Raw genomic sequence first — 12,912 nt, 5'->3', positions numbered from 1 at the left:
AAAGAAACGATTAAATAAAAATGTATTTTAGGGGCGCTAAAATGCATTTTAAAAATCTTTTAAAACAAAATCATAAAAATAATTACAACTATTTTTATAATTTATAGTGAATATATAAGAAAATAAGCCTCCAATATCAGCTTTTGGATTCTATCTTTTAGATAATTCCATTACAATTGTCGGGTTTTGAAATTTAAGCTTCGATTTACAATTAATTAGAGGACGTATCTGTGAGCAAAGACACTATCGTTGCCCTACATGCAGAGCACCAAGGTCGCTGGAAAAACCGTGAAGAACTTGCGGAACGTATGATTGCCCTAGTGGGTCAGTTATACCGTGAAAAAAACATCGTAGCTACAGTATACGGTCGTTCTTTAATTAACCGTTCAGTGATTCAAATTCTTAAAGCTCACCGTCGTACTCGCGTATTAGACGTTGAACTTTCAGTAGTAAACACATTCCCAATTCTTGAAGCTTTGGCGAAAGTTGAAAATATCGGTACTGCTGAAATCGACTTGGGCAAACTTGCTGTTGAATTTAAAGAAAAAGGCGGCGACATCGACGCATTTGTTGCTGATGCTGTTAAATCATTACAAGGTAATGCTGCATCTGTAGAAAACAAAGATGTAGTTCTTTACGGTTTCGGTCGTATCGGTCGTATTCTTGCGCGTTTAATGATTGGTCAATCTGGTTTAGGCCGTGGTCTTAACCTAAAAGCAATCGTTGTTCGTAAATCATCTGACGGTGACCTAGAAAAACGTGCTTCTTTACTTCGTCGTGACTCTATTCACGGTCCATTTGCAGGCACAATTTCTGTAGATGAAGAAAACGAAGCAATCATTGCAAATGGTCAATTCATTAAAGTGATCTATGCATCTAATCCAACTGAAGTTGATTACACTGCATACGGCATTAACAATGCACTTGTGATTGATAACACAGGTAAATGGCGTGATGCTGAAGGTCTTGCACAACACCTTCAATGCCCAGGCGCTGCGCGCGTAATTCTAACTGCACCTGGTAAAGGTGACATGAAGAACGTTGTATTTGGTGTGAACCAAGCAGACATCCTTGATGAAGATACAATCATCTCTGCTGCAAGCTGCACAACAAACGCAATCACACCAACACTTAAAGTGTTACATGACAAATATACAGTTCTTGGCGGTCACGTTGAAACAGTTCACTCGTTCACAAACGACCAGAACTTAATCGACAACTACCATAAAGCTGACCGTCGTGGCCGTGCTGCAACATTGAACATGGTAATCACTGAAACTGGTGCTGCGAAAGCAGTTGCTAAAGCGCTTCCTGCACTTAAAGGCAAATTGACTGGTAACTCTGTACGTGTACCTACACCAAACGTTTCTCTTGCAATCTTGAACTTAACTTTGGATAAAGAAGTTGAACGTGACGAAGTAAATGAATACCTTCGCCAAGTTTCAATCAACTCTAACCTTCAAGGTCAAATCGGTTATACAAACTCTACTGAAGTTGTATCTTCTGACTTTATTGGTTCACGTACTGCAGGTGTATTTGATGCGCAAGCAACAATTACTGCTGGTAACCGCTTAACTGCATACGTATGGTATGACAACGAAGTTGGTTATAGCTGCCAAGTACTTCGTATTGCAGAACAAATGGGCGGCGTAAGCTATCCAAAAGTTCCTGCTGAAACTAATGCATAATTAGTTCAGTGCGGTACAAAAAGAGCCTCTTATGAGGCTCTTTTTTATTGCAGACAATTTAGCTTTAAGCATGGCTTGGTGATTGTTTTTGAATGGATTGATGCACATAAAGTCTAAATAAAGAACAATTGATAGGATCAACTTTTCGCTTCTTGTGGGTGTTTATGCGTATTGTGCACGTATTTTACTTACAGTACTGAAGTATAGGCTTTTTAGAATTTGAACAACTAATCTATGCTAAGTTAAACGCGGTTAAACTATTTTGAATAGAAGAATATGCTAAACATTGAGATTAAAACTTTAGAGATGAATGATGTTCAAGATTTTAGAACAATCAGACTTTCAGCTTTAGAAAAATCGCCAAAAATGTTTGGATCTACGTATTTGGCTGAGCTAGATAAATCATTAATATTTTTTGAAGCCTGCTTATCAAATTCGACTGTATTTGGTGTATATCAAAAAAATAAAATCATAGGCTTAGCCACATTAACACAAGAAGTTGGAGCAAAATTTGCTCATAAAGCACATTTATCGAGTGTTTTTATTGAGCCTGAATTTCAACAAAAAGGCATTGCAACGATGCTACTCAATACAATTATAAAATATAGCAAAAATAATGTAGAACAAATTCTACTCACTGTTGCAGATGACAACAAACCCGCCATTCAGCTTTATGAAAAATGTGGTTTTCAAACCTATGGCATTGAACAGAAAGCTTTAAAAGACAATGATGAATATATTGATGAACGACTAATGAAGCTTTTTATGAACTAGTATTGAATTTTTTAGAGTCAAACGGTTACTGATTTTGCAAATTAACATACAAAAAATTGCACACCTTGCGGTATTTATTTAGCACACTCAAAGATTGAAAAATAAAAATACAAGGATTGGTTTTGCAGGCAAAACACGTGCTAAGTGGATTAGCATTGATTGTGTTGGCTTCCATTTGCGGTGTGCTCATCGCGATTTGGGTGTTTAAACACTTTAATATCTATATTCCACTCGAAAATCAAAGCGTTAGTATTGATTTACAAGAACCTTTACAAGCAGAAGTGAAAATACACGATGCACTCAATGTCGATGTTTCTGGGCGAGTGAATGCATCAATTCCCATACAAGAACAGTTGCAAATTCCACTCACGCAAACACTTACACCGCGAGTGTATTTTGATAATCAGGTGCCTATTCAAACGACGATACCTGTTCGTGAAGTACTCAAAATTAATCAAAACATGCCCATCAATACCAAAGTTCAAATTCGGGTTTTGGGAAAGGATATCACTTTACCTTTAAAGGGAAATATTCCGATTCAACTCGATGTACCTATTAATATGGACGTTCCTTTGGCGCAAAAAGTTCATTTAAAATTTGATGCTCCAGTCAAAACACAGCTGAAAGAAAATTTAAATATTCCTTTAAATACGAAAATACAAGCCAATATCCCCATTGATGGCCATTTGAATGTACCCATTTCAACGGCACTTAAAGCCACGGTCGATGTGCAAAATACTTTAGCTGTCAAAATTAAGCAGGGTGAACTGGTTATTCCGCTCAAAGATATGAAATTGGCACGCCAAGCTCCTCAGTCAACAGGAGAATAGTGCATGGATCGACGCTATTCCGTGAAGTATTGGCTATATGGTTTTATTGCGATTACCAGTTTGGTGGCACTGCTGTTTTGGATTTATTTAAATGTACAGGCATCTTTACAGGTAAAAGCAAAGCAAGCGAATATTCAATTATCACATTCATTGCCTACAATCATACATGTGGGTAATTATTTACAGGCGCATGCGCGTGGCACTTTAGATACTCAAATAGATTTAAAGCGACAAATGGATTTGCCATTGAAAGGTAAATATTTGGCAGATTTACAATTTACAGTAGAAGTGCCAATTCAAGTTGATTTGGACTATCAAACACAATTGAAAATTCGGCAAAATATGCCTTTGGAAACCACAACAGACTTAATTTATCAAAATAGATTATTGCCGAAATTTCCTTTAAAACTAGACATTCCTATTCATTTAGATGTGCCATTTCATTTGCAACGTCAGTATAAGATTCCCGTTAAAATTATGTTTAATGGTCCTGTGTATTTTGATTTTAATGAGTCTGTTCGTTTGAATGTAGATCATCAATTTAAACCAAAGCTACAATTAAATGATCCAATTACACTACAAAATATTGCGGCCTTTCGTGCGACGATGTACAACACTGAACGCGATACTCAGGCTAATTTAGATATGCAAATGAACTTAGCATTGAAAAATATTCACCCATAATAAAATAAAAAGCCTAACCTCATTGATTGCTCAATGGGGTAGGCTATGTGTGATTTACACAGTGTAGTTATGCTTCAAGTCATTTATTTTATTTAAATAAGGCCTCTACTTGGGATTGTATGGTTGTGGTTTTGCGACCAATCAATTGTTCCAAATCAGTACGGTCACTAAACATTGCACCATGTGCAGTTTCAACATCAGCTTCAGTAATTAAATTGACCACAGGCTCGGGCAAGCCAGCTTGTGTAAGGCCTTGTGCAAAGCTTTCTGCATCAATTTCTAAATATTGCACAGGTTTAGATGCGGCATGTGCAATATAAGTTGCTAAGTCGGTTTTAGTGAAGCTTTGTGAGCCAGCTAATTCATAGGTTTTTTGCTCATGCCCGCTAGTTGTTAAAACTTCAGCTGCAGCTTCGGCATAATCTGCACGTGATGCTGAGCTAATCGGACCATTTTGTGTGGCGCTAAAGAGTTTGCCAGATGCTACATTGTGCTCAACGCCAGCAAGATAGTTTTCGTTATACCAATTATTGCGTAACAAGGTATAGCGCAGACCACTGGCTTGAATCAGTGCTTCAGTCTCACGGTGTTCTTGTGCTAAGCCCAAAGGTGAAGTGTCAGCACGTAATAGACTGGTATAAGCAATATAAGGAACCTGTGCCAATTGAGCTGCTTCAATCACTGCTTTATGCTGTGGTGTGCGACGGCCAACTTCATTGGCAGAAATGAGTAATAATTTGTCGATCCCTTGTAGCGCTGGCGCTAAGCTTTCAGGGGCATCATAATCAAAATGACGTAGTTCAACACCTTGCTCAGCTAAAGCAGTTGCTTTTTTTGGGTCACGCACTAAAGCCACAATTTGATCCGCGCTGACGCGTTTTAATAAAGCTTGAATAACCAATTGACCGAGTTGACCTGTTGCACCTGTGATTGCAATTTTCATCTATAAACCCTCATGTTTTTGTATGAAAAATAAACTTGATGCATAAATAGTAATCTGTTAACTTACTAAATGTAAGTACGTACCAAAAAGTAAGTTTATTACCAGCAGGAGAGATTTGATGGCTAACTACGCTTCAAGTAAATTATTAGGTCAAGTTTTATCCACAGATTGTCCATCACGTGACATTTTGGAGCACTTAACCAATAAATGGTCGGTGTTAGTCTTGCGTTGTTTAAATGATGGCGTGCATCGCTTTAGTGAACTTAAACAACGGATAGAAGGCATTAGCGAAAAGATGCTGGCACAGACGCTGAAAATGCTCGAAAATGATGGCTTTATTCTACGGACTGTTTATCCAGTTGTGCCACCGAAGGTCGAATACCAACTGACCATTACAGGTTCACAAGCAGCTGAAAAATTACTGTATTTGATTGGTTGGATTGAAACAAAATTACCCGATATTTTGGACCATAAAGCGACCGTTTCTAAAGTGTCTTAGTTTGTATAGTAAGCATGCTGTGTTGGGTGAAAACAGCTAAGTTTAAATTAAAAAACTGATAAATTCAGGGCTTCAAGAACATAGAAGCATGTAGTCATGGTTGCGATTGAGCAGCCATAGAATATGTGTTTTGAGTATACGACGCTAATTTAATACCGCTGTGTTTACATGTATCCGCTTTACTAGGCATCCGTGGTTGAGGTGCGTTGCATCGTTTTAAAATCAAGGCGATCGATGATTAAAATCCCAAGAGCAAAGAGGAATGCGCAGCTTACACAGCCGAACCAGCCCCAATGTTGCCATGCATATACGGCAGTTAGAGAACCTAAGGTAGCACCCGAAAAGTAAATGGTCATATACACAGCATTAATACGTGAACGTGCAGTTGGATTAATACGATAGACTAAATTTTGGTTCAGGACATGAAATGCGGTTAGACCAAAGTAGCTCATCAGTACACCCAAGGCGTATGCCACAATATTCAATTGGGCAAAGGCCAATGGCAGGCAAGACAGTAGCATGAGACTGATGCAGATCAGTGCGACTTTATTTTCTTTACCTAAGCCAACCGTACGCCCAGACCAGCTGGATGAATAAATACCGATGATGCCTAGTAAGCCAAACAAACCAATTTGAAAATCTGAAAATTCATAAGGCGGGTTGGCCAGTACAAAGGTCATTGATGTAAAAACCATGGATAAAATGGCAAAACCTAAAGCTCCCGCACAGGCACGTCGAATTAAATGCGGTTCCGACTTCGCAAGCTCAAATAAGGATTGATAAATTTTTGCAATGTTTAATTGCGTGTTGGCTTGGGTGTTAGGCAACTTATGCCACATGAGCATGGCAAATAAAAGCGTGACGATACCACTACTTAAATACACCATATTCCATGACCAAAAGGTCGAAACAAAACCTGCAAATGTGCGCGATAAAATAATTCCCATGACCAAGCCACTCATGAGTTTGCCGACTGTAGCAGCACTTTGAGCGGGTGAGCTAATACTCGATGCAAAAGGAATTAAAATTTGTGCTGAGATTGCGCCAAAAGTAGCGCAAAGGGTAAAGCTATACAGCCAAATCAGCGTTGTACTCAACGATAAAAGTACTTGTGAAAGGCCCGCAAACACCATTAGGCAAACAATGAGTTTTCTTTTGTTGAGCAAATCACCCAAAGGTACAAGGAGCATCAGTCCTAAGCCATAGCCAACTTGAGCCAGTACCACAGACAAGCCCGCTTGGTCCGTACTGATTTTGAGGGTGTACTGAATAGAATAAATAAGAGGCTGATTAAAATAAGCTGATCCCGCACAAAGACCACAGGCTAAAGCCATGAGTAGTACGAATTGAGAAGACAGCTCAGTTTGAGCAAAATTGTTTGATTGATGATGCATCACTCATCCCTATGACAGCATCACGGCACTATATCGGGCGCAATCTTTGAACACAAATAAGTAAAAGCTATAGCATGATTTGTAAAATGAATAAATCCGAAAATATAAGCAAAATAGACATTCAAAATGGCAAAACAACCAGCGATTTTGGGGTCAAATTGAGTGCTTCATTAAAAATACTCCGCGAATGCTGAATAATACTATTCGAGAAATTCATTAAAATATGGCAGAATAGGCGGTTTTAAAGTTTTTAGAGGATTGGCAAGATGCGCTTTGTTGATGAAGCAGTCATTACCGTAGAGGCTGGCGACGGTGGCAATGGCGTAGCCAGTTTTCGCCGTGAAAAATTCGTACCATTTGGTGGTCCAGATGGTGGTGATGGTGGTCGAGGCGGTAGCATTTATATTCAAGCTGACGACGACACAAGCACACTCGTAGATTATCGTTATACCCGTAAATACCAAGCTGAGCGTGGTAAAAATGGTTCAGGCGCAAACTGTGCTGGCCGCGGCGGTGAATCCGTCGTACTAACAGTTCCAGTAGGAACAACAATTGTAGATACAGATTCTGGTGACATCATTGCTGACTTAGTTGAAGACGGCCAAAAAGTGATTGTTGCTCGCGGTGGTGATGGTGGTTTAGGTAATACCCACTTCAAATCATCAACTAACCGTACACCACGTCAATGCACACATGGTAATAAAGGCGAATTCCGTGAAGTTCGTCTTGAGTTAAAAGTGTTGGCAGACGTTGGTTTGTTGGGTATGCCGAATGCAGGTAAATCTACATTTATTCGTGCAGTATCAGCGGCGAAGCCAAAAGTTGCAGACTATCCGTTTACAACAATGATTCCAAACCTAGGTGTGGTCGATGCAGATAGCCACCGTTCATTTGTAATGGCCGATATTCCAGGTCTGATTGAAGGTGCAGCAGAAGGTGCAGGCTTAGGTATTCGCTTCTTGAAGCATTTGGCTCGTACACGTATTTTATTGCACATTGTCGATGTTCAGCCTATTGATGGTTCTGATCCTGTACATAATGCAAAAGCAATTTTGGGTGAACTATTAAAGTTCTCTCCAACACTGTCGAAACTTCCAGTGGTATTGGTACTCAATAAATTAGACCAACTCCCAGAAGAAAGCCGTGAAGAGTGGTGTAACCACATTCTTGAAGAATTGCAATGGACAGGCCCAGTATTTAAAACTTCAGGTTTGACCCGTGAAGGGACAAAAGATGTTGTGTATTACTTAATGGATCAAATCGAGCAGCAACAAGAACGCGAGCTTGAAGACCCTGAATATGCAGCAGAAATGAAAGCATTCCGTGATCAGCTTGAAGCTGAAACACGTGAACAAACCATCGCTGCCAAAGAAGCGTATCGTGAGATGCGTCGTCAGCAACGTCTTGCCGGTATTTTGGGTGAAGATGATGACGAAGAAGATGATGGCGAAGATCAAGCAGAGTCGTATTACGTACGTTAAGCTCTATAATTAAGAGTAACTGAGGACAAGATGATAGAAGTGGTAGATGGACAGCGTCAGCTTAAGGATTGCAAAAGAATCGTTGTTAAAATCGGATCTTCTTTACTCACAGCAAACGGAAAAGGTTTAGATCTAGAGGCAATCTCGCATTGGGCGGGGCAAATTGCAGATCTACACAATGCAGGGCACGAGATTATTCTGGTGTCTTCTGGTGCTGTGGCTGAAGGCATGGTTCGAATGAATCTAGACAGCCGACCCACAGATCTACCCAGTCTTCAGGCGTGTGCAGCCATTGGTCAAATGGGTTTAATTCATACGTGGTCTAGTGTATTAGAACAACGTTCTATTCGAACTGCGCAAGTGCTTTTAACCCATGATGACCTTGCAGATCGTCGTCGTTATTTAAACTCTTGTGATGCTTTGCAAAACTTGATCGACTGGCGTGTGATTCCAGTGATCAATGAAAATGACACAGTATCTACAGACGAAATCCGTTTTGGTGATAACGATACCTTGGCAGCTATGGTTGCGGGTCAGGTTCATGCAGACCTTTTGGTGATCCTAACGGACCAAGAAGGCATGTTTGATTCAGACCCACGTTCAAATCCTCATGCAAAACTGTTCCATACTGTACGTGCTATGGATGAGACCCTGTTTGATATGGCTGGTGGCGGTGGTAAGTTTGGTCGTGGCGGTATGCTAACCAAAGTTCGTGCTGCGCGTTTGGCTGCTAAATCAGGTTGTCCGACTGTTATTGCAAGTGGCGATAGCGATCATGTACTTTCACGCGTAATGTCGGGTGAGTTATTGGGCACGTTATTTATTACCGATAATGACCGTGTAACAGCACACCAGCAATGGTTGGCAGCACATTTGCAAACTGCAGGCCGTTTGGTGATTGATGATGGTGCTGTAAAAGCTATTCGTGATAATCACCGTAGTTTATTGCCAGTCGGGGTAAAAGCCGTTGAGGGGCATTTTGAGCGCGGTGATGTGGTGGAATGTGTGGATACACATGGCCATCGTATTGCAGTAGGGCGTGTGAATTTTAGTTCGCGTTCTGCAGAAATCGTAAAGGGCTTAGCTTCCGATAAAGTGCATCAAGTCCTTGGCGAAGCACGCTCACTGGAAATGATTCATCGCAATCATATGGCAATTTACTAATTGGCATAAAAAAACAGCTCTTAGGAGCTGTTTTTTTATGCATTCAAAATCATGATTTACGGCAGTAATATTAAATATATTTAGCACGATTTTAAAAAAAATTTATTTAATAAGGCCTTTTTCAATCAAAGGGCGAAATAATTTTTGATAGATATTCATCACCCACATCATGATTTGATCTTTATATTTATTCCATACTTTTAGGCCAGAATAGTTCACCAGCCAAGCAATAAAGAAACCGCCTAACATATCAATTGGGAAATGTACGCCTACATAAACCCGTGACCAAGCCACGAGCCATGCCACAGCAATTAAAAAGCGCCCAATGTCTCGACGCTCAGAGAAGTAATAAGAAAAGGCAATGGCACTAAAAATACTCATGTGATTGCTTGGGAAAGAGCCAGTAGGTGAGTGTTCAATTAGAGTTTGGCCAACGTCCATGACAAAGGGACGAGGAGTATTGAAAACTAAGGAGAGCGTTTCACCTAGTGCTAGGGTAATTGCGGTAAAAATAAATGCTTTTAAAATAGATTTTTTAGTTTCGAAGCTACCGCGTAGCCAACAAAAAATAAAAATGAAAAGCATGAGGTAAATAAGATCATGTGCAACAAAAATAGCATAGTTCATCATGCCATTAGAGGCTTGATCAGGCACATTAAGTATCTGATACAGCCATAAATTTAAGTGTTCGATTGAAATTGGCATATTAAAAAAATAAAGAAAAAAATATGCGACAAAATTTAGCAAATTTATGCAAAAACTATGTAATAAAAATGCAAAAAATGAAGAGACTATTTCAAATGAAATTTAGCCCGCAGTTTTAAGCTACGGGCTAAAAAATTTCTCTCATATTCAAGTTTTTGAATGCAGGAGATGTATATAAAGGACGAGGCTATTTCAATTGAATGCTACCTGATGCATTGACGCTAATTTTAGATTCGCCTCCAGCCATTTGCTGATCTGCAATTTCGAGCGGGGCAGACGCGGCTTTCATCATGGCCATACGTGGTACAGGTTGATTCGAGTAATTGCTGGTATTTAAGTTAAGGTTAACTAGGTTGTAGCCACCTTTATTCCAAGCCTGAGCTAAAGTTTGAGCACGTTGCTGAAAGTTTTTAGAGGCTTCTACCACCAGTTCATTTTCAACTTTTTTACGCTGTGCATCGGAGACTGTAAAGTTGATGGATTGGGTTTGGAAGTTTTGTTGTAATTCACTAATTAACTGACTTGCACTTTTGAAGTCTGTACTTTCAATACGGATTTCGGCACGGCCACGCCATTCTTTTAATTTCTGATTGTCATTGTCATAAATTGGGTATGTGCTTTGTGAGCCTGTTTCAATTTTGACACTTGGATATTTTTTAGCAGTTTGTACTGCTTGGGACATAAGTTGGTTAATTTGATTGGCCAATTCAGTCGGTTGTTTGTTGGATTTTTCAATATACAACACAGCATTCATTTCATCATTTGTGACTTGACGCGTCGCTTCGGCCTGAATATTAATCACATTGTAATTCATGCTTTCGCTCGTTTGAGCAAAGGCTGTAGTGCTTAATGCTAAACCCAGTAGAAGGGCGCTATAAGAAAAGGTACGCATAATTTAACCTTTTGTATAAAATTCAATCTTTAAGAGTTATTTCAGATACTAAGCCCGAATCATGGTTTATTTTAGAAAATATTGTGATGACTTTGTAAAAATATATATCTATTTTAAATGGTTTGATATTTGAAAAATATATTGAAAACAAAGTGTTGTTTGGATTGAAATGGCAAAGGTTGCTCTTGTTGATGGTGGCTTTAAAAAACAACGAAAACATACTATTTTCTTTCGTCTGTCACAATGTAAGATGATAATTCATTCTAACGGTCGGATTGATCCCTTTTTTCAATTAGGAAACTAGATATTTGGTTCGAAAAGTTATTTATTTTCTTGAAAAAGTCTGTATCATCCGCCTCCTAGTTAGCCCATACTCAAAGAGTTTTTTTAAGCTAACTAGAAACTCATAAAGCACCGAGTCAAAGGACCGCAAGTCACCCGACTTATTTCTTTCAACCCATATCAGAGATGGTAATTCGATATGAGCGTTTCTTCTGTAAACCCTGCCGCTAATTCTACTAACGAATACTATTTGACTCGCCAAAGCCAGATGGAATCCAATGTTCGTAGCTATCCGCGTAAACTTCCACTTGCGATAGCAAAAGCTTTAGGCTGTTGGGTTACTGATGTTGAAGGTACAGAGTACCTCGATTGTTTAGCTGGGGCAGGAACATTGGCACTAGGCCATAACCATCCTGCGGTAATTCAAAGTATCCACGATACACTTGCAAGTGGTCTCCCATTGCATACTTTGGATTTAACAACGCCTTTAAAAGATGCATTTACTGAAGCATTACTTGAGCAATTACCTGGTGGTAAAGAAGAGTACTGCTTACAGTTCTGTGGCCCATCTGGTGCAGATGGTACAGAAGCAGCAATTAAATTAGCAAAAACTTACACTGGTCGTAGTTCAGTAATCAGCTTCTCAGGTGGTTACCATGGTATGACTCACGGTTCTTTAGCAATGACAGGTAACTTGTCTGCGAAGAATGCTGTGAATGGCTTAATGCCAGGTGTTCAATTTATGCCGTATCCGCATGAATACCGTTGCCCATTAGGCATTGGTGGTGAAGCGGGTGTAGACGCATTAACGTATTATTTCGAAAACTTCATTGAAGACGTAGAAAGTGGTGTAACGAAACCTGCAGCTGTAATCTTGGAAGCAATCCAAGGCGAAGGCGGTGTAGTGACTGCACCTGTAAAATGGTTAAAGAAAATCCGCGAAGTGACTGAAAAGCACAACATCGTGTTGATTCTTGATGAAGTACAAGCGGGCTTTGCACGTTCAGGTAAAATGTTTGCCTTTGAACATGCAGGTATTGAGCCAGACGTCATTGTAATGTCTAAAGCGGTAGGTGGTAGCTTACCACTTGCAGTATTGGGCATTAAACGTAAGTTTGACGCATGGCAACCAGCGGGTCACACGGGTACATTCCGTGGCAACCAACTTGCTATGGGTACTGGTCTTGCAACAATCAAAACCATCAAAGAGCAAAATCTTGCGCAAAATGCACAAGAGCGTGGTGACTTCTTACAAGCTGAAATTAAAAAATTAGCGGTAGAATTCCCATGTATCGGTAACGTACGTGGCCGTGGTTTGATGATTGGTGTTGAAATTGTTGATGAACGTCAAAAAGCAGATCACATGGGTTCTTTACCAGGTGATTCTCAATTGGCAGCAGCAATTCAAGCAGCATGTTTCAACAACAAATTGTTGTTAGAAAAAGGTGGTCGTAACGGTACTGTCATTCGTTTACTTTGCCCATTGATCATCAATCAAGCTGAATGTATTGAGGTGATCGTTCGCTTCAAGAAAGCACTTGCTGAAGCACTAGTTGCAACTCGAGGCGCATAAGTC

At 39.8% G+C, this 12,912-nt stretch carries 12 protein-coding genes; 8 read left to right on the top strand and 4 right to left on the bottom strand.

All coding sequences use genetic code 11. The features are described from left to right. The first annotated feature begins 230 nt into the window (after positions 1-230). The 4 genes from C9E88_RS11095 to C9E88_RS11080 all read left to right on the top strand — a co-directional run bounded on the left by C9E88_RS11095 (position 231) and on the right by C9E88_RS11080 (position 3,976). Positions 231-1,688, top strand: a complete 1,458-nt coding sequence (locus C9E88_RS11095; protein ID WP_106984673.1) for a glyceraldehyde-3-phosphate dehydrogenase — start codon at positions 231-233, stop codon at positions 1,686-1,688. Positions 1,689-1,964: 276 nt separating this feature from the next. Next, a complete protein-coding gene (locus C9E88_RS11090) occupies positions 1,965-2,462 on the top strand; it encodes a GNAT family N-acetyltransferase (RefSeq protein ID WP_106984674.1) in 498 nt (165 codons plus the stop codon). Between the two features lie 122 nt (positions 2,463-2,584). Beyond that, positions 2,585-3,292: an MFS transporter gene (locus tag C9E88_RS11085; protein ID WP_106984745.1), complete on the top strand. Its 708-nt coding sequence runs from the start codon at positions 2,585-2,587 to the stop codon at positions 3,290-3,292. Between the two features lie 3 nt (positions 3,293-3,295). After that, positions 3,296-3,976, top strand: coding sequence for a hypothetical protein (locus C9E88_RS11080; protein WP_106984675.1), 681 nt, complete (start codon positions 3,296-3,298; stop codon positions 3,974-3,976). A gap of 88 nt (positions 3,977-4,064) precedes the next feature. Here the strand turns inward: C9E88_RS11080 and C9E88_RS11075 are convergent, their stop codons facing one another. After that, entirely contained in the window at positions 4,065-4,919 is an 855-nt protein-coding gene (locus C9E88_RS11075; RefSeq protein WP_106984676.1) for an SDR family oxidoreductase, read from the bottom strand. 118 nt (positions 4,920-5,037) lie between these two features. On the opposite strand from C9E88_RS11075, the gene C9E88_RS11070 reads away from it, so the two are divergent. Next, complete coding sequence (locus C9E88_RS11070) at positions 5,038-5,418, top strand: winged helix-turn-helix transcriptional regulator (protein ID WP_106984677.1); 381 nt, start codon at positions 5,038-5,040, stop codon at positions 5,416-5,418. Between the two features lie 182 nt (positions 5,419-5,600). Here C9E88_RS11070 and C9E88_RS11065 read toward each other — a convergent pair whose 3' ends face one another. Beyond that, entirely contained in the window at positions 5,601-6,812 is a 1,212-nt protein-coding gene (locus C9E88_RS11065) for an MFS transporter (protein ID WP_106984678.1), read from the bottom strand. 266 nt (positions 6,813-7,078) lie between these two features. Here C9E88_RS11065 and cgtA point away from each other — a divergent pair, with 266 nt between their 5' ends. Together cgtA and proB are read left to right on the top strand one after the other, a co-directional pair. Further along, positions 7,079-8,293: an Obg family GTPase CgtA gene (gene cgtA / locus C9E88_RS11060; RefSeq protein WP_106984679.1), complete on the top strand. Its 1,215-nt coding sequence runs from the start codon at positions 7,079-7,081 to the stop codon at positions 8,291-8,293. A 30-nt stretch (positions 8,294-8,323) separates the two neighbouring features. Next, a complete protein-coding gene (proB, locus tag C9E88_RS11055; protein ID WP_106984680.1) occupies positions 8,324-9,457 on the top strand; it encodes a glutamate 5-kinase in 1,134 nt (377 codons plus the stop codon). Between the two features lie 102 nt (positions 9,458-9,559). On the opposite strand, the gene C9E88_RS11050 is transcribed toward proB, so the two are convergent. Then, the gene (locus tag C9E88_RS11050) at positions 9,560-10,156 is read right to left on the bottom strand and encodes an undecaprenyl-diphosphatase (protein ID WP_106984746.1); all 597 of its coding nucleotides are present in this window, start codon (positions 10,154-10,156) and stop codon (positions 9,560-9,562) included. Positions 10,157-10,349: 193 nt separating this feature from the next. Further along, positions 10,350-11,054, bottom strand: coding sequence for an SIMPL domain-containing protein (locus C9E88_RS11045; RefSeq protein ID WP_106984681.1), 705 nt, complete (start codon positions 11,052-11,054; stop codon positions 10,350-10,352). A gap of 481 nt (positions 11,055-11,535) precedes the next feature. Between C9E88_RS11045 and C9E88_RS11040 the strand changes: the two genes are divergently transcribed. Beyond that, positions 11,536-12,909: a diaminobutyrate--2-oxoglutarate transaminase gene (locus tag C9E88_RS11040; RefSeq protein ID WP_106984682.1), complete on the top strand. Its 1,374-nt coding sequence runs from the start codon at positions 11,536-11,538 to the stop codon at positions 12,907-12,909. The last annotated feature ends 3 nt before the right edge of the window (positions 12,910-12,912 follow it).

The sequence above is a fragment of the Acinetobacter cumulans genome, assembly GCF_003024525.3.
Classification (GTDB): domain Bacteria; phylum Pseudomonadota; class Gammaproteobacteria; order Pseudomonadales; family Moraxellaceae; genus Acinetobacter; species Acinetobacter cumulans.
Note: the sequence above shows the minus strand (reverse complement) of the source record. Positions and strands in the feature narration are given on the sequence as shown.